Annotated in this window: 30 protein-coding genes; 3 read left to right on the top strand and 27 right to left on the bottom strand. The window is 42.7% G+C overall.

Translation table 11 applies throughout. From position 1 onward, the window contains the following. Nucleotides 1-5 precede the first annotated feature (5 nt). The 26 genes from KFT32_RS23740 to KFT32_RS23615 form a co-directional block, all read right to left on the bottom strand. On the bottom strand, nucleotides 6-206 hold the full coding sequence (locus KFT32_RS23740) for a hypothetical protein (RefSeq protein ID WP_211749915.1): 201 nt from the start codon (nucleotides 204-206) through the stop codon (nucleotides 6-8). Nucleotides 207-318: 112 nt separating this feature from the next. Further along, the gene (locus KFT32_RS23735; RefSeq protein ID WP_211749914.1) at nucleotides 319-498 is read right to left on the bottom strand and encodes a hypothetical protein; all 180 of its coding nucleotides are present in this window, start codon (nucleotides 496-498) and stop codon (nucleotides 319-321) included. Nucleotides 499-555: 57 nt separating this feature from the next. Next, nucleotides 556-735: a hypothetical protein gene (locus KFT32_RS23730; protein ID WP_211749913.1), complete on the bottom strand. Its 180-nt coding sequence runs from the start codon at nucleotides 733-735 to the stop codon at nucleotides 556-558. Nucleotides 736-926: 191 nt separating this feature from the next. Then, the gene (locus KFT32_RS23725) at nucleotides 927-1367 is read right to left on the bottom strand and encodes an RNA polymerase sigma factor sigma-70 region 4 domain-containing protein (RefSeq protein WP_211749912.1); all 441 of its coding nucleotides are present in this window, start codon (nucleotides 1365-1367) and stop codon (nucleotides 927-929) included. 31 nt (nucleotides 1368-1398) lie between these two features. After that, nucleotides 1399-2418 carry a hypothetical protein gene (locus KFT32_RS23720; protein WP_211749911.1) on the bottom strand — a complete coding sequence of 340 codons (1020 nt, stop codon included), beginning with the start codon at nucleotides 2416-2418 and terminating at the stop codon, nucleotides 1399-1401. A 103-nt stretch (nucleotides 2419-2521) separates the two neighbouring features. Beyond that, nucleotides 2522-2737, bottom strand: a complete 216-nt coding sequence (locus tag KFT32_RS23715) for a hypothetical protein (RefSeq protein ID WP_211749910.1) — start codon at nucleotides 2735-2737, stop codon at nucleotides 2522-2524. Continuing rightward, a complete protein-coding gene (locus KFT32_RS23710; protein ID WP_211749909.1) occupies nucleotides 2734-3141 on the bottom strand; it encodes a RusA family crossover junction endodeoxyribonuclease in 408 nt (135 codons plus the stop codon). Before KFT32_RS23710 ends, KFT32_RS23715 begins: the two co-directional genes overlap by 4 nt. Continuing rightward, a complete protein-coding gene (locus KFT32_RS23705; protein ID WP_205055278.1) occupies nucleotides 3138-3368 on the bottom strand; it encodes a hypothetical protein in 231 nt (76 codons plus the stop codon). The genes KFT32_RS23710 and KFT32_RS23705 overlap by 4 nt, the downstream gene beginning before the upstream one ends. Nucleotides 3369-3373: 5 nt before the next feature. Next, nucleotides 3374-4585 (bottom strand): HNH endonuclease, encoded by a 1212-nt coding sequence (locus KFT32_RS27630; RefSeq protein WP_211749908.1) that lies wholly within the window; start codon nucleotides 4583-4585, stop codon nucleotides 3374-3376. A gap of 4 nt (nucleotides 4586-4589) precedes the next feature. After that, nucleotides 4590-4787 (bottom strand): hypothetical protein, encoded by a 198-nt coding sequence (locus tag KFT32_RS23695; protein ID WP_205055276.1) that lies wholly within the window; start codon nucleotides 4785-4787, stop codon nucleotides 4590-4592. Nucleotides 4788-4822: 35 nt separating this feature from the next. After that, nucleotides 4823-5116, bottom strand: coding sequence for a hypothetical protein (locus KFT32_RS23690; RefSeq protein WP_076311231.1), 294 nt, complete (start codon nucleotides 5114-5116; stop codon nucleotides 4823-4825). Further along, nucleotides 5109-5330 carry a hypothetical protein gene (locus tag KFT32_RS23685; protein WP_205055275.1) on the bottom strand — a complete coding sequence of 74 codons (222 nt, stop codon included), beginning with the start codon at nucleotides 5328-5330 and terminating at the stop codon, nucleotides 5109-5111. The genes KFT32_RS23690 and KFT32_RS23685 overlap by 8 nt, the downstream gene beginning before the upstream one ends. Beyond that, nucleotides 5323-5682: a BC1872 family protein gene (locus KFT32_RS23680; protein ID WP_211749907.1), complete on the bottom strand. Its 360-nt coding sequence runs from the start codon at nucleotides 5680-5682 to the stop codon at nucleotides 5323-5325. The genes KFT32_RS23685 and KFT32_RS23680 overlap by 8 nt, the downstream gene beginning before the upstream one ends. Continuing rightward, a complete protein-coding gene (locus tag KFT32_RS23675; protein WP_211749906.1) occupies nucleotides 5675-6049 on the bottom strand; it encodes a YopX family protein in 375 nt (124 codons plus the stop codon). The genes KFT32_RS23680 and KFT32_RS23675 overlap by 8 nt, the downstream gene beginning before the upstream one ends. Nucleotides 6050-6180: 131 nt before the next feature. Then, nucleotides 6181-6555: a hypothetical protein gene (locus KFT32_RS23670; RefSeq protein ID WP_211749905.1), complete on the bottom strand. Its 375-nt coding sequence runs from the start codon at nucleotides 6553-6555 to the stop codon at nucleotides 6181-6183. 123 nt (nucleotides 6556-6678) lie between these two features. Next, nucleotides 6679-6864: a DUF7167 family protein gene (locus tag KFT32_RS23665; protein ID WP_211749904.1), complete on the bottom strand. Its 186-nt coding sequence runs from the start codon at nucleotides 6862-6864 to the stop codon at nucleotides 6679-6681. A gap of 165 nt (nucleotides 6865-7029) precedes the next feature. Further along, on the bottom strand, nucleotides 7030-7347 hold the full coding sequence (locus KFT32_RS23660) for a hypothetical protein (RefSeq protein WP_211749903.1): 318 nt from the start codon (nucleotides 7345-7347) through the stop codon (nucleotides 7030-7032). A gap of 17 nt (nucleotides 7348-7364) precedes the next feature. Then, complete coding sequence (locus KFT32_RS23655) at nucleotides 7365-7679, bottom strand: hypothetical protein (RefSeq protein WP_211749902.1); 315 nt, start codon at nucleotides 7677-7679, stop codon at nucleotides 7365-7367. A 57-nt stretch (nucleotides 7680-7736) separates the two neighbouring features. Beyond that, the gene (gene ssb, locus KFT32_RS23650) at nucleotides 7737-8141 is read right to left on the bottom strand and encodes a single-stranded DNA-binding protein (protein ID WP_211749901.1); all 405 of its coding nucleotides are present in this window, start codon (nucleotides 8139-8141) and stop codon (nucleotides 7737-7739) included. 3 nt (nucleotides 8142-8144) lie between these two features. Then, a complete protein-coding gene (locus tag KFT32_RS23645; RefSeq protein ID WP_211749900.1) occupies nucleotides 8145-8786 on the bottom strand; it encodes an ERF family protein in 642 nt (213 codons plus the stop codon). Beyond that, nucleotides 8761-9003, bottom strand: a complete 243-nt coding sequence (locus KFT32_RS23640; RefSeq protein ID WP_211749899.1) for a hypothetical protein — start codon at nucleotides 9001-9003, stop codon at nucleotides 8761-8763. The genes KFT32_RS23645 and KFT32_RS23640 overlap by 26 nt, the downstream gene beginning before the upstream one ends. Nucleotides 9004-9037: 34 nt before the next feature. After that, nucleotides 9038-9202, bottom strand: coding sequence for a hypothetical protein (locus tag KFT32_RS23635; RefSeq protein ID WP_211749898.1), 165 nt, complete (start codon nucleotides 9200-9202; stop codon nucleotides 9038-9040). A 71-nt stretch (nucleotides 9203-9273) separates the two neighbouring features. After that, entirely contained in the window at nucleotides 9274-9507 is a 234-nt protein-coding gene (locus tag KFT32_RS23630) for a hypothetical protein (protein ID WP_211749897.1), read from the bottom strand. After that, nucleotides 9497-9703: a hypothetical protein gene (locus KFT32_RS23625; protein ID WP_211749938.1), complete on the bottom strand. Its 207-nt coding sequence runs from the start codon at nucleotides 9701-9703 to the stop codon at nucleotides 9497-9499. Before KFT32_RS23625 ends, KFT32_RS23630 begins: the two co-directional genes overlap by 11 nt. A 328-nt stretch (nucleotides 9704-10031) precedes the next feature. Then, nucleotides 10032-10793: a phage antirepressor KilAC domain-containing protein gene (locus KFT32_RS23620; protein ID WP_211749896.1), complete on the bottom strand. Its 762-nt coding sequence runs from the start codon at nucleotides 10791-10793 to the stop codon at nucleotides 10032-10034. A gap of 29 nt (nucleotides 10794-10822) precedes the next feature. Then, nucleotides 10823-11026 carry a helix-turn-helix transcriptional regulator gene (locus KFT32_RS23615; protein ID WP_211749895.1) on the bottom strand — a complete coding sequence of 68 codons (204 nt, stop codon included), beginning with the start codon at nucleotides 11024-11026 and terminating at the stop codon, nucleotides 10823-10825. 164 nt (nucleotides 11027-11190) lie between these two features. Between KFT32_RS23615 and KFT32_RS23610 the strand changes: the two genes are divergently transcribed. Together KFT32_RS23610 and KFT32_RS23605 are read left to right on the top strand one after the other, a co-directional pair. Then, complete coding sequence (locus KFT32_RS23610) at nucleotides 11191-11565, top strand: helix-turn-helix domain-containing protein (RefSeq protein WP_211749894.1); 375 nt, start codon at nucleotides 11191-11193, stop codon at nucleotides 11563-11565. A gap of 209 nt (nucleotides 11566-11774) precedes the next feature. After that, nucleotides 11775-11996, top strand: a complete 222-nt coding sequence (locus KFT32_RS23605) for a helix-turn-helix domain-containing protein (RefSeq protein ID WP_211749893.1) — start codon at nucleotides 11775-11777, stop codon at nucleotides 11994-11996. 184 nt (nucleotides 11997-12180) lie between these two features. Here the strand turns inward: KFT32_RS23605 and KFT32_RS23600 are convergent, their stop codons facing one another. Continuing rightward, nucleotides 12181-12537, bottom strand: coding sequence for a LytTR family transcriptional regulator DNA-binding domain-containing protein (locus KFT32_RS23600; protein ID WP_211749892.1), 357 nt, complete (start codon nucleotides 12535-12537; stop codon nucleotides 12181-12183). 185 nt (nucleotides 12538-12722) lie between these two features. Between KFT32_RS23600 and KFT32_RS23595 the strand changes: the two genes are divergently transcribed. Further along, entirely contained in the window at nucleotides 12723-13184 is a 462-nt protein-coding gene (locus KFT32_RS23595) for a hypothetical protein (protein WP_211749891.1), read from the top strand. Nucleotides 13185-13548: the final 364 nt, after the last annotated feature.

Here is a 13548-nt window from a genome sequence, read left to right as displayed (position 1 = left end):
CCTTTCTACTCTAACTTTTCAGCTATCTTTCTCATTCGCTTCACCATGATCTCAACGAGCTCTTTAGATATCCAAATGACCTTACTGCCTTCACCTTCTGCTTGCTGTTCAAAGACATGTGCATTCTCTAATGCATTAGCAACTGTATTCAACCACTCCTTATCTGACATCTCTCTGGGTTGTACCTCATTAAGATTGACTGGCAATATAAATACCTCCCTAAATGATTGTATCCGGCCTCCGCTAACGCTAAGTATTTCGGTCGTCTCGATGGCCTTCGGCAAAAGAAAAAGCCGCCTTTCGACGACTAATTTCACACTATACGGATATTTCTTTTACATATGTTATATTTCCAACTCTAATCCATGTATCATTTACTTGGACAGACCAATTTGGGTTTAAATCCATCAATTGTCCTATAAGAAACTCAGGATCATCATGCCCAATTCTTAGTTCTTCACCGCCAATAAAATGAATTAATACCGCATTCTTTTTCATATTTCCCACCTCCCTCCAGCTTCCAACTTTCGCCAAAAGGAGACTTTATTCCTGCTACTATTCGACTATCTTTATGTCTTTGACCTCACTTGGTCTTATTTCGTAATCAAACATTTCATTAAACAGCACCAATGGTTTCCCTGATCTCAGCGTCTCCACATAACTCTCAAGACGTTCCAGTGATCCGTGATACTCGTTATAGCTGTCATTGTGATAGGTGATAATCAACTTTGCCATAGTCACCTCAAAATAAAAAAAGAGCAGCTTCTCAGCCACCCTTATCATGTGATGAAGGAACAGTGTAACCGGCAACTGCGCATTCAGCTATCGACGCTCATCAGCTGTTCCCTATGATAGTATCTTATCAAATTGTAGAGGACATAATCCATACCATAAACCGGACATTTTTCGGACATTTAACGGACAAATCAAGCAGTTAGACCCAATACTTCATCTAAATTGATAATCTCAGGTATGTCAATTAATGCAAACGCCCTTGTCAGTTCCTTTAATGCTGCCTTATGCCATCTGCGAATGGTCCGGACATCCTTGTTCATCCCTTCGGCAATCTGTTCCAATGTCTGGCGTCTACGGGATAAATATTTGCTCTCCACTACCGATCTTTCATGATCGTCCAACAATTCCATAACAGCAGCATCTACAAGCCTCACAACTTGAGTATAGACCCGGTAATCCTGTTCACTATCAAATGTACTTCCTCCACCTAAACGTGGCTCTCTGCTACCGTATCCTCCGCCTCGTGGCATTCCTGTATCGTCATATGGGTTATATCCTGCAATGCCGTTGCTGATAGCAAACTTATAGCTCCGATAGTTCTTCAGCAGTTCCACTACTTTGTCCTGGTTCATGTCGTTCCCTCCTTGTAAGAGAAAAGACGGCTTACGCCGCCTCCTCCATTTTACCGAACACCGCTAACTCGAGAGCCGCGATTCTTTCTTCAACTGACTTAGTTGTTTCTGTTGCCACTTCTCCGTCAGTGTGCCCTTCATCCATTCCAGCGACTCCAGCGGCCGTTGTTTCTTCATTGGGCTGTGGGGCTACGCCGATTTCCTCCACAGTTTCCCCAAGCTGTGCATTATCTTCATGACTAGATTGGGATTCTTCTCTGCTGGTGCGAAACTGATCAGCCTGCTCGGCTGTCACCTCCCGGTACTTCCCTTTTTCTAACCATCCGAATGTGATTTCTTCCCCTGTTTCCGCAAGCGTAGCTCGGTACATCGATCCTTTTTCGTTTGCTGGTTCCATATCGTAAATAGCTGGACGCGAATTTTTAAACTCTTTCATCGCTTCAGCCAGATTAGCTGTTGTATTGGTATTCACCACTTTAGGAGCATTTGTAGCACCCACGGCAATCTCTGTACGCAAGTCATCGATGTGACTATTAAGACGCGTAATTTCCTTGTTAGCTGTATCTAGCTCGTTAGCAGCAGCATCTCTCTTACGCGCAAGTTCGTTTACTTCCTCTTTAGCTGTGTTCAGTTCGTTGCGGATTGCTGATGTCTCTTCATACAAGGAGTCATAACGGTTTTGCAGTTCTTCCTTTTCTGCTTTGATCTGTGCTACCTGAGCAGATGCTTCTTCTTTTGCTCGGTTAATCTCTTTCAGGAGCTTTTCTTCACGCTCCATCATCATTTGTTGTACAGATGCCCGTAGGATTTGGTAGGCCGCTTCATTCTCTGTTAGATCTCTCATGGTGTATCGGTCTTCTCCGTCTGTGGCGTGTAACTCATCTAACACATAAGCAATCTCTTCATGATTTTCTTCGACTTGTTTCTCCAGCTCCAGATCCGCAATTTGTTGTTCCAGTTGCGTAATCTTGTGAATGTCTGCCACTGCACCACGTTGCTTTTCAGTGTTCAATTCATACTGCAATTGTTCGATTTTTTCTTGATTACTCACCACATACACCCCATTTTCCGAATTTGTCAGATTATAACTCTATTATACTACCAATTAGTGCAATAAACCACTTATTTACGACATTTATCTTAATATTTTGTCACTATCCTACCCTAGTTGTCACTTGACAAATCTGATTTCCTTTTGTTGATTTTATCTGCTTATTCTCATCGATTCTGAACCACTCAGAAGGCGTTTCTAGCCATTTTCTACCTTGACCAACTCTTTGTATGGGTAACTCTATCAAAAGCCCTCTATGGTTCGCCTGTTCGTCTATTAACGCAATTCCGTCAGGATGCGCAATCCAACACGCCATCATGCTGCTATCACCTCCTTTACCTTAATTTCGATCCTTGGCTCGTCTGAATAATGCTTGAAGGTCGTCAGGCTCACCACTTGGTTGTCATCCTTCCAAGCTATTTTATTCAGAGCATCGAACACTCCTTTGACACAGTTATCAATATCAGGCTTAGTAATCGGTGATAAGTCCCCTTCTCTCGCCTGTTGTTGCTTCTTCTTCGCCCAAGACTGTGGGATCGGGTGGTAAAAGTGGAGCTCGGCATGGATCGGCGTGGTAATGGGTTCCTGTATGTGTTTTCTGGCCTCGTATCCGATGAGGCGTTTGTAGCTTAAGTATCTCTGTGCTGTTGGATCTTCCCATTTGCTACGCTGTGTCATCCGGACTGCTCCCATAGGGGCAATGTCTACGGTGAAGGTGATCATGCCGCCCCCCCTTTCTTCCCCTTCGTCATATGCACGATGCTCTTATTGGTACCCAGAGGCCGCAGCGGCGGCCCATACTTCCGGATGATCTCCTGTCTCTCTTCCTCGGTTAAAACGTACTCTTGAAGCGTTTCATTCTCCCTTTTCCGCTCTGGAGCCAACTCCATCTTCATCGTGTCCTTGGATTTAACTGGTGTATGCTTCCGTCCATATGCTTTCATTGCCATTACAATCACGCTCCTCTTTTATTGTTGGTGCTGCTTTGCATTTCTTCCGCGAAACGAATCATTTCTTCCAGTTCTTCTTGTGAAACGACTGGCGCTTCTTCCGTTGGCTTGACTACCTCAATCTGCGGCTTACCTCCCGGAGTCCGTAGCGGTGCAGCTCCAACTTTCAAAGGAGGGTTAATGTCAATAATTTTCGTTTTTCCTTCCTTGACCCAGTTCGTAAGGGTGTTAACGGCGTAATTGACATGCTTGCCGCTAGCCTTCTTTAAAGCAGCTGTAATGACTTCGTTCTCAACAACACGATGGAATGCATATATTTGATCAATGGAATAAATGCTGGCTTGCTGAAGGTCATAATCCTTTGTCATTTTGGTTATTTCATCTTTAAAATCAGAATTTGAAGAGGAGAGAGAGTCGGACGCTTTTTCTTCTTCTTTTTCTTCTTCTTTTTCTTCTTCTTTTTCTTCTTGTCGATACGGTATCGAATTTTCCTGATACCCTATCGAATCTGATTTTTGATACGGTATCGAATTTTTCTGATTGGGTATCAACTGGCAGATTTTCTCGAAATCATTTAGCGATAACCCATCAATTAGTAAATCGTCTTCAAGCGCCTTTCCGATCGTTGGACGCTTAGAATTACATGACCGGCACAAAACTCGAAGGTTTTCCTCTACGTTTGTTCCTCCAATGTTACGTGGGAAGATATGATCTATCGTCAGATCGGAGTCACTTCCGCAGCGGACACACGTTTTGTCTCTCTCGAATAAATGGTTTGCCATCGTCCGAGGGATCTCTGTCTTGTTAGCCATCCGGTACAGGGTCTTGTCCGACAATCCGGTTTCCTCCAGGATGCAGAGAACCTTTTCTCTAAAGCGATCAGCTTTAACCGTCAGTAGCTCTTGTTTGATCTTTGAGACCACTTTAGGGCTCTTAAGGAAGTTGTACTTGTACCAATTGAGCAGCATAATCTCTTGGCTTGGATCGTGATAGAGGATTTTGCCGTAATCAATGAATCTGAGAAGTAATTTATCAATGGTTTCCCGGTTGTACCCCGTCTCAAACTCCATTACTCGCTTCGGCAGCTCGTATATTCCGCACTGTGTTGTCTTAGAATTGGACATTAAGTAGATATAGAAGTATTTTTCCTCTGGCGTCAGCCCGATCACGAATGGATCTTGCCAGAAGCTAACTTGTATTTGCCGATAAACCGCCATGTTCTCACGCTCCTTTTATGTGACGCTGATAATCCAATATGTTGGTAATCTTCATCTTGGCCCATCTGATCCGCTCGTTGTGCCATTCGATAGCTCCGGAGTCGCCGTACTTCTCGGCGTCCTCCAGATCACCTACCGCCCGAGCCAGTTCATCATCCCAGTAGGCTAGTGACTCGCTCGAAAACCTGTTGTTAGATGACATATTGACTCACTCCTTACCCTTCCTTATCCCAGTCTCTATTCATCCTTTACTACCTCCAGATCATCAATTGTTACAGTGTGATGACCTCCTTCGCCATCTCTAATCGTGACTTGATCATTTTCGACTCTCATCACAGTCACATATTCTATAATCCCGAAACATTTCACCTTATCTCCCGGCTTAATGGTGGGTACTGGATCAGGATCTAATTCTTTACACTTTATCGCCCTTGAAAGCGAATATTCACTTATGGTACTTCCGTTTGCTTTCTTCTCTTTGATCCATTCAAGCAGTTTGTCCGCTGATATAAGCTTCTCTTGTTTACTCATTCCCGGATGCCTCCCTCACATTGCCGTATTCACAAATATAAGACTTGCCGCATTCGCAGTTAAAATGTGTCTCTACTACTCCTAATTGTGGCTCTCCGCCCTCTAAGAATTCCTTTGTAACTTCAAACTTGTCTTTTCCGCACTCACAGTTAAACCACTCTAATTCGTTTTTGACTAAGTGCTGTATAGGGTATAGCTTCTCTTGTTTACTCATCTTTACTACCTCCTATTACGGCTAGTAGAGCTGCTTTACACCGCTGTTCAGCTGTTGCGTGGATAAAATCGAACATTCCCACATATTCACCAGTGCCTAAGACTACCTGCTTTAATGATCCTGTGTATTCAACAGTTAAACCTAGCTCCTTTATTTGTTCTTCTACTTCCCATGCTGCTGATATGTCGGTTGAATATGGCTTTACCTGCGTATCAATTGGATCAGTGAAGTAATACTTGCCTACAATAGTGATTTGCTTGAATCCCATGACTCTAAGCGCTATGTGTGAGTCTAAATCTCTTCCCGGCGGCAGATTTAATATTTGTTCGTCCGTTATTACTTGTTTACTCATGGTCTACCTCCCCAGGAAGGTTTAATAGGTGAGGATGTTCAATCATATTTCCAACTACAGTTACATAAGGCAGCTCTCTATGAAGCAGCAGACTTCCGCAACATAGTTCCATACGATCGTTATAGCCTACCTCGTAATTTCCGTTTATCTTCATAGGCCCCTCAAATGGATGACCTTCAATTCGAACAATATCTCCCTCATATATTTCTGTTCCTTTTTTATCCTCGAGTCCCGAACCCCATTGATAAATAGGACCAGCTGTTTCGAAGTGTTCGCTAAACCGATATCCCAACATGTCGTCAAATTGCTCTATGTTTGCATACAGCATCTTCTCTAGCTGATCGTCCCAAGCTCTTAAGCTTCTCATTCCCTTTCATCCTCCCCTTTAGCAGACCGTAGTCTGTTATCTCTCCCTTACTTGGATTATGGATCTATACGGCCCACGCTTCGCTCGGATTATTCGTTCGATAACGAGGGCCTTCGTCCAATGAGTTACTCTTAATTTTCGAATCCGTACTGATTAGCGGTTGCCCGGAACAAAGGAAAGCCATATGCACCGTAGTTATCGAAGTCCTCAAGACCTTCTTCAAGTATCCAGTTCCACATTCTCACGACCTCATACATCATTTCAGAAGATATCCCCCGTTGATTCTCAGCTTTTTCCATACCGAAGATCACATCTTTTTCGAGCTGCTTAAGAACATTTTCCCGAGTGAACTCAATCGCTTGATGGGTTCCTTTGTATTCTTCATTAAGCTCCACTCCAATTCGATGAAGATCTTGTTCAGGGACAAATTGCATCAATCTAGTAAGATCACGACCGTCAAAAGTGTTGGATACGTAGTTTTCATATACTTGCTCAAGTGTTTTCATATTTATTAGCTCCTTAGTTTTGGTTTTTGCGGCATAGCCGCCATCAATCGACTGAATAATCCCAGCGTTTAGCGGGGGCCGTATATAGGGTTTCTCCCCTCCCAGGGAAAGAGGCTGATAGCCTCAATCCTCGATTTCTTCCCAACCGTTACTGACGTTTTCCCATACCCATTCCTCGAAAACTTCATTGATGTAATTAGTTTTCTGTTCCTCGTCCATGCCTTTAAGCTCAAAGTCCTCAATCTCTACAATCTCTTCGCGCTTCGAACCTACATATCCAGTGCTTACGCTAAATTTGAATTTTGCCATCTGTTATCTCTCCTTTAAGGCTGTATAGCCTGTTAAATTTCCTTGCAATTTGTTTCACGACACTCTGGACATCCCGGCTCTTCTAGATCCTCAGGTACCGCAAACTTCCGTTTACACGCTTCACATTCGTATTTGATCCAGTCTTCCATGGGTGTTCCTCCTTTGTTACTCGGCTGGGTTCGATGCAACATCATTTATAATCCATTGCTTCACTTTCTCTATTTCACTGTTTTCGACGATGATTCTTTCATATGAGCTGGTAGCAAAAAAATCGATTGTTTCATGGACATACTCAGGGACCGAACGTTCCATATCTTCGGGATATTCCACGATTTCTGGCCATGGAGCCCAGCTCAATGCAGTTTCTTTGTCGAACTCCATTGTTCTAACCTTGCTCACCTCTACCTTTTCTAGCTTTTGGCGGCAGCAAGAGCAATATGTCCTTTCTGTTTTGAACTCCACAGTAATCGTTGAATTAGACATTTATCTTCTCTCCCTTATTAGGCTGTATCTTCTCTTAACTTCCGCTTATATCTGATGCCCTCTGGTGTTTCATCAAGCCAGAGGTGGCATTCTAAGCAACTGTCTAGCAGATCCGCTGCTGTAGTTTTGTGCGTCAATTGTTTGCGACCAATGATATGTGCCTGCTGTACCGCCCGAGCGCCGAGGCACTTAACTCTTACCTCGCACACTCCTTCCGAGCGGTCCCTGACCTCTTTGCGTACCTTTGGGCTGATATCGCCTAGTTGTTTCTGTGTAGGCTTAATGCGCTTGCTGGCACTGGGTTTAGGAGCAGGATGGAATCCGAAGTTCAAAACGGGCCATCGACTCCTTCCGGATCAAGCGGTAGATCAAATGGGTTTGGCTGTGGTTCAGAATGGTAAGTCATCGTCTGCGATGTCGATTGGTTTACCATCATCGTGGTAAGTGTCTTGTCCACGCTGCCCACCTCCTTGGTTGTTGCTCTCCAGGAACCGCACATTGTCCGCGATTACCTCTGTGACATACACTCGCTTGCCTTCGTTGTTCTCATAGTTCCGCACCTGTATGCGACCTTCTACAGCACACAGTCTGCCTTTGCGTAAGTAGTTGGCGCATGTCTCTGCCAGTTGTCGCCATGTCACAACCGGAATGAAGTCGGCTTCACGCTCTCCACCATTGCTGGTAAAGGGACGATCAACGGCTAGTGTGAATTGGGTTACTGCTACCCCTGCTGGCGTATATCTAAGGTCAGGATCTCGTGTGAGACGACCGATCAAAATTACTCTGTTTAACATGTGTTAAGCACTCTCCTTTGCGCCATTCATGGCTTTTAACTTGTCAATGAAATCAGCAGCTTGATCTTCTGTAAGTTGAGTAAGCTGTTTCTTGTAAAGCTTGTAGGTTTGCTTGCCGATGTCAGGCTCCTTGTATCCAAGACCAAGCCACAGTGTTTTCACCTCGCCTATTTGAGCAGAGGTAATCATCGGGATTAGATCATGTTTTTGCTGGAAGGAATCAGGATCATCCTTATCAGTAGCAATGTTGAAGAATTTCAGCATGAAGTATTTCTCTGCATAAGTGAGTGCCTTGCCGACTCCCTTCTCTCCTGCAATATCCACTCCCTGACCGTACCAAGGGACTGTGATTTGCTCGTCTGGTTTCTCTGCATTGACCCATGTCATGGTCATTTCAAGCTCTGTAAAGTAGGTTGTGGTCCGTTTGGTGACGTTCCCGTTCCCGTCTTTGTATTCAATAGGTGATTCGTGAAGAGTTGGCTTTGTAATAGCCGGGACCAGTAGTAATCCAAGCTCGTCCATCTTGTGTTTAAGAGAGGCAAGAACCCGACTAGATCCGGTGTAGCTGTATTGAGATCCTTGATCTGCCTTCTGGATATAAGGAACTTCCTTACGGACTTCAATTAGCTTCTGGTAGATATTCAACGCACTCACCCTCCATTTCATAAGTAACTTTGACACGATGGATACGAAAGTTTTGAGGAACGTCAGGGCAATGTCTTGTGGTTAGCCAATGTTCCAAATCACTTAATCGTACAAATCGAATGGCTTCCATGAAATCATCAGTTGGTTGTGCTTTTCTGTTGAGGTAATGACCGCGTTTATGCTGCGGCATGTATCGATAACTAATATCTACTTGCATACGGATCATCCTTTCGTGCTATAATTGAAGTAATCTAATTTGCTATGCTATTTATTTGGGTCGCTGTTCCTGCAGCGGCCCATTTTCGTTTTACGGCTCTAGCGTAATTCTTTACATACACTCGTTTCAGGGTACTGCTCAGGCTCCCTCTTGCATTCGCTATCTTCGCAAGCTCCAGATACACACTCGGCTCCGTCATCTTTTTTCTCCTTCTGGGAACCACCTCCCCAGTAATAGTCGATTACGTCTTGTACAGATTTGAAAGTTACCTCACGCAGAGTGTTTCAGCTCCTTGTCTATTGCACGGAACAGCTCGTCCGTTAATCTTTCTTGCTCTTCCCTGCTCAAAACCTCGGCTTCATACTCACTCATTGGCTGGATAAAGGTAGGAACATAGTTCTTTTCATGCAATTCCCGGATCAAGCTGCTGTAATCCGTTGCCGACCATCCGAAGGTACGACCGCATTTCGTGGTAACGTAGAAATCTGTTGTATTAGCTGGCATCGTTGAACCCTCCGTCATAGCGTCTGACCTCGATGTAAACCTCGTTATCTGCTGCATCCAGCATGCAATCTCGGCAATGCGGCTGACGATCCTCGTATACTTCGTAAGTTGCTGGTTTGCCGCATCCACACACGCCCAGTGGTCTTCGGTACATATTCACCTTCGGGATATTGAGTTTGTTTGGGTTCTTAGCCATGTTTGACACTTCCTTTCTTCTCTTCTTCTTGTTTGGCTTGTCCTAACTTGATAAGCGCGTCTTTGGTAACTTCCTTGAACTGAGGTCCTTTCTCTTCGTTGACCTTCATTTGTTCACCACCTTGGGTAAGTCTTTATTGAGGTAAGTTGATTGCTTGCTGTTGCCAAGATCCTGTAAAACACTCTTTCTGATCTCATTTGCCATGGGACCTACTTCGAATGTCACTCGTAATTGATTTCCACTCATTCCCGATCCACTCCATCTGGTATTTTTAAGTCAAAATTACTATTGTGTAGTACAATATATAGGGTTGTTATTACATATGGTTTTAAGCTATATCGTTTTTGAACTTATTAAGGAAGTAGACTTGTCCACGTCCAGTAACTTTTGTTGTGAATCGGACTTTGGTTTCAGTAGAACCACTGAAAGTTCGTTCTTGGACTTCGAAAAGATCTAAGTTCATGGCTTTCTGTGTTGGGAGGTTCTTTCGCTCGCCTACTTTACAAAGGAATCCTTCTTCTCTCAGGCGGTCGAATAGTCTCTTCTGTCCAATATCGATTCCGTTTTGCTTAAGGATGGTTGCTAACTGCCCGATCAGGATTGAGTTTGATGAGCCTTCAACTGCTTCTGCAAAGAGGACTTTTGGTCGGACTTCTTGAATTTGTTGTTGTAGTGCTTTGCTTTTTTCTTGTTCCTTTTTCAACTCTCCGGCGAGGTTGATGAGGAAATCAGGATTAAGTATTGCTTTCTCCAGTGTTTCACTGGTCATGTATGCTCCGTGCTTACGGATGCTTGGGATGACTTCGTGTGTGATCCAACGTTTAAATTGCTTGGCCTCTTGCTTGCGGCTACCGAGGATTAAAGTGTAAAGTCCCGGTTCATTAATCGCGGTTTGTAGTCTGTCCTGTCTGCCATCATTTAAAATGACGTCAGCTTTATCATCAGCATCTAGTCTCGAAACGGCTTGTCCTACATTTCCGATTTCGAGAACCTCACAAACATCTTTTGCTACAAACCAAGGTTCGTTTTGAATCGTTACTGTTCTAACTTGGTAAGAACCATACATAAACTGATTGAGTTGTTCGTTCATTTTCATTCGCTCCTTATAATTTAATTCGATCACGAAACGCGATCATTTAAGGTAAAAAAAAGTTCATCTACTGTAGTGTCATAAAACTTAGCAATTCTGATCGCCAGATCTTTACGAGGGAATCTGTGACCAGCTTCAATCATGGCATATGTGCTGTAAGGTATGCCTATTTCAACTGCAGTTTCACGGAGTGTTTTCTCTCCTCTGAGTTTTGCCATCTTATTGTTTCTCATGGTAATCCTCCTTTCGATCACATTTCGTGATTGCTTATGAACCTAGTATATAATCACATTTCGTGATCGTCAAGCCTTATTTTAAAAATTTTATTCACTTTTTGCGATCAAATTAGTTTTGTTCACGTAATGTGATATATAATTCACTATTGGAGGTGGATATTTTGAAGTCATTTGGCGAACGGATCTCTTACCTACGCAACAAAAAGGGATTATCGCAAGAAGAGCTTGCTAAAATACTGAAGATTGGTAAATCTACATTAGGTATGTATGAGACCGATAAGAGAGAACCAAAACATGAAATGACAGCTAAGATAGCTGATTATTTTGAAGTGAGTATAGATTGGCTTACTACTGGTAGGGAGAATAAGAAAGAGAGCGATAATACGCTCCCAGAGGAAGTTCTATTAGATGTAATAAAAAAGGCAGAGGCTGAGTACAAAGTTAACCTTCGTGATGATCCTTTTGTCGAATCTGCCCTCCGGGATTTGATTCATAATCTTGCAAGGATGAAGCAATCTGCTCAGAAAGAAAAGTAACTAATTCCTTATATGTAACTGGTAAATCTTTTTTGCTAACTATCTCTTTTGCTAATTCTGACAACTGCTCATTCATGTGAACAACCCCTTCTCTGTAATAGTGCAGCTGAGGAAATTTATAACTCGATACACTAGATAATACCACAAAACCTGATTTTTAAGAACAAGTGTTCTATTTTAGGGTAAAAAAAGAATAAGGTGGCAGTGTGATGGAACTTCAACCCGTTCCCGTCCGCTGTCGTATTCCCGAATTACTCAAAAAGAAAGGTAAGAACCAACAGTGGTTAGCAGATAGAACAGGAATGAGTAAGCAACGTATTTCGGATATTGTACACCTGAGAATGAATAATATCTCAATACAAAGGGCTTTACTCATTGCCTATTATCTAAACTGCAAAGTTGAAGATTTGTTTGAGTGGGAATGGCGGTAGCAGAGTAGCAAGCAGCTACTCTAGTGAAAAGTACCGAAATATCGTTACTTTTGTATATGCCGCTTACTCACAACTACACTTAACAAGCTGTCTCGAACCATCTATTTCCTTACACGATTAAATATACCAGACTCTTCCTACTCTGTGTTGTCAAATCATGTAATAAAAGTTAGGACTATTAGGGTTAGCCCCCTCTTGACGGACGCCGTTTTTTAATCTTCTTGCGCACTATTGCATGAGTTCCGTCATCGAACATTACTTTTGTTCCAGTTTTAAGTGGTACGAACTCCGTGACTTTATTCATATTTATCAAAACAGTATTGTCAAAAGACTCAAATCCAAATTTTCTATAGGCTATTTTCGCATCCTTTAGGGTGTTGAGCGCTAAATATGACCCATCCTCAGTGTGATAAGCTGGAACCTGACCTGAGTATGCAGTGGGCCTCCACATATCAATACTTTTTACATCTTCAAGATCAAATACTACGAAGTCGTTCTCCCCTCCTGTTCTATCATGCATTTTCACGCCTACTATCTTCATCTTATATAATTCTCACCTCCAGATTTCCCTACCACTATATGATAGCTCAGGATCAAAGAAGCGACTTGTTGTAAAATATGACAATTGGACTAGATTTCCTTGAGGACGTAGGTATAATTAGATTTGACTTACATAAATAGACAATTACCGCAACCGATGTGGATCATAACGGGGTGTTATGTGTTTTGGAGAATAAGCCTTCAAATTGGATCTTAGTAATTTTATGTGTGATTGGTATATTAACAATAGGAGGATGGGTTTGGAATATTGGTGAAACAGTAGTCGCTAAATTTGATTCAAACTTAGATTTTGAGTTAAGACAAGAGGAATTCATTGAACAATCTAAGAGTGCTTACTCTTACGGCAGATTCTGGGGAAAAGAAACCGCTCAACAATATGAATTAGATTCAATAGAGAATCATAATTTTAACGATAATTTATCACATAGCGAAGTTATTTCTCTTGCAAAACAATTATATGAAGAAAGAGCTGTGGACTTCTTTTGTTGGGGTGCAGATGATTGTGCAGAATTACCTACATATGAGGAACTTCGAAGAAAGTATAAAGTAGATTTTGGTTCTCCCAATATGCCTACAAATGCTTTTGAATCAGGATATGTTGATGCGTTTTTAGAGTACATATGGTAATTGCCTGTATAATCCAGCTATGATATCATAAGAATAGAAATAAGGACGGTCCGCTAACCGTCCTCAGCACAACAGCTTGGTGGGAACTCCTCCGAGTAATGTTATACGGCAGAGAAGTGACCCAAGGCGGTAACCTAAGGGGTCACTTCTTTTTTTGAATCAATGTATGTCAATAACGCAATGATAAACCCTGCGAAAATGATTACATCGGCAAAAGAGAAGGTCATATGAGCCTCACCTCCGATCTGAAGGAAGACTCACCCACCTAGGCGTGTTGTACAAACCATATTATACCATGATGCTCTGACCTGTTTCAGAGCTATTTTTATACTTAGTTATACTCCCCTATAGACATTAGACTCTC

The organism is Paenibacillus sp. Marseille-Q4541 (assembly GCF_018310695.1).
Taxonomy (GTDB): domain Bacteria; phylum Bacillota; class Bacilli; order Paenibacillales; family Paenibacillaceae; genus Paenibacillus.
This window is presented reverse-complemented; position numbering and strand designations above follow the sequence as displayed.

What these genes read in the sequence shown, in the direction of transcription:
- KFT32_RS27630 (WP_211749908.1), bottom strand. Translation starts at nt 4,585, where the DNA reads ATGGCGGTTTATCGGCAAATACAAGTTAGCTTCTGGCAAGATCCATTC.
- KFT32_RS23635 (WP_211749898.1), bottom strand. Translation starts at nt 9,202, where the DNA reads ATGACGGAGCCGAGTGTGTATCTGGAGCTTGCGAAGATAGCGAATGCA.
- KFT32_RS23705 (WP_205055278.1), bottom strand. Translation starts at nt 3,368, where the DNA reads ATGGCAATGAAAGCATATGGACGGAAGCATACACCAGTTAAATCCAAG.
- KFT32_RS23640 (WP_211749899.1), bottom strand. Translation starts at nt 9,003, where the DNA reads ATGCAAGTAGATATTAGTTATCGATACATGCCGCAGCATAAACGCGGT.
- KFT32_RS23735 (WP_211749914.1), bottom strand. Translation starts at nt 498, where the DNA reads ATGAAAAAGAATGCGGTATTAATTCATTTTATTGGCGGTGAAGAACTA.
- KFT32_RS23730 (WP_211749913.1), bottom strand. Translation starts at nt 735, where the DNA reads ATGGCAAAGTTGATTATCACCTATCACAATGACAGCTATAACGAGTAT.
- KFT32_RS23660 (WP_211749903.1), bottom strand. Translation starts at nt 7,347, where the DNA reads ATGTCTAATTCAACGATTACTGTGGAGTTCAAAACAGAAAGGACATAT.
- KFT32_RS23620 (WP_211749896.1), bottom strand. Translation starts at nt 10,793, where the DNA reads ATGAACGAACAACTCAATCAGTTTATGTATGGTTCTTACCAAGTTAGA.
- KFT32_RS23615 (WP_211749895.1), bottom strand. Translation starts at nt 11,026, where the DNA reads ATGAGAAACAATAAGATGGCAAAACTCAGAGGAGAGAAAACACTCCGT.
- KFT32_RS23690 (WP_076311231.1), bottom strand. Translation starts at nt 5,116, where the DNA reads ATGAGTAAACAAGAGAAGCTTATATCAGCGGACAAACTGCTTGAATGG.
- KFT32_RS23630 (WP_211749897.1), bottom strand. Translation starts at nt 9,507, where the DNA reads ATGCCAGCTAATACAACAGATTTCTACGTTACCACGAAATGCGGTCGT.
- KFT32_RS23670 (WP_211749905.1), bottom strand. Translation starts at nt 6,555, where the DNA reads ATGAAAACACTTGAGCAAGTATATGAAAACTACGTATCCAACACTTTT.
- KFT32_RS23695 (WP_205055276.1), bottom strand. Translation starts at nt 4,787, where the DNA reads ATGTCATCTAACAACAGGTTTTCGAGCGAGTCACTAGCCTACTGGGAT.
- KFT32_RS23680 (WP_211749907.1), bottom strand. Translation starts at nt 5,682, where the DNA reads ATGAGTAAACAAGTAATAACGGACGAACAAATATTAAATCTGCCGCCG.
- KFT32_RS23625 (WP_211749938.1), bottom strand. Translation starts at nt 9,703, where the DNA reads ATGGCTAAGAACCCAAACAAACTCAATATCCCGAAGGTGAATATGTAC.
- ssb (WP_211749901.1), bottom strand. Translation starts at nt 8,141, where the DNA reads ATGTTAAACAGAGTAATTTTGATCGGTCGTCTCACACGAGATCCTGAC.
- KFT32_RS23605 (WP_211749893.1), top strand. Translation starts at nt 11,775, where the DNA reads ATGGAACTTCAACCCGTTCCCGTCCGCTGTCGTATTCCCGAATTACTC.
- KFT32_RS23665 (WP_211749904.1), bottom strand. Translation starts at nt 6,864, where the DNA reads ATGGCAAAATTCAAATTTAGCGTAAGCACTGGATATGTAGGTTCGAAG.
- KFT32_RS23710 (WP_211749909.1), bottom strand. Translation starts at nt 3,141, where the DNA reads ATGATCACCTTCACCGTAGACATTGCCCCTATGGGAGCAGTCCGGATG.
- KFT32_RS23600 (WP_211749892.1), bottom strand. Translation starts at nt 12,537, where the DNA reads ATGAAGATAGTAGGCGTGAAAATGCATGATAGAACAGGAGGGGAGAAC.
- KFT32_RS23685 (WP_205055275.1), bottom strand. Translation starts at nt 5,330, where the DNA reads ATGAGTAAACAAGAGAAGCTATACCCTATACAGCACTTAGTCAAAAAC.
- KFT32_RS23715 (WP_211749910.1), bottom strand. Translation starts at nt 2,737, where the DNA reads ATGATGGCGTGTTGGATTGCGCATCCTGACGGAATTGCGTTAATAGAC.
- KFT32_RS23675 (WP_211749906.1), bottom strand. Translation starts at nt 6,049, where the DNA reads ATGAGAAGCTTAAGAGCTTGGGACGATCAGCTAGAGAAGATGCTGTAT.
- KFT32_RS23725 (WP_211749912.1), bottom strand. Translation starts at nt 1,367, where the DNA reads ATGAACCAGGACAAAGTAGTGGAACTGCTGAAGAACTATCGGAGCTAT.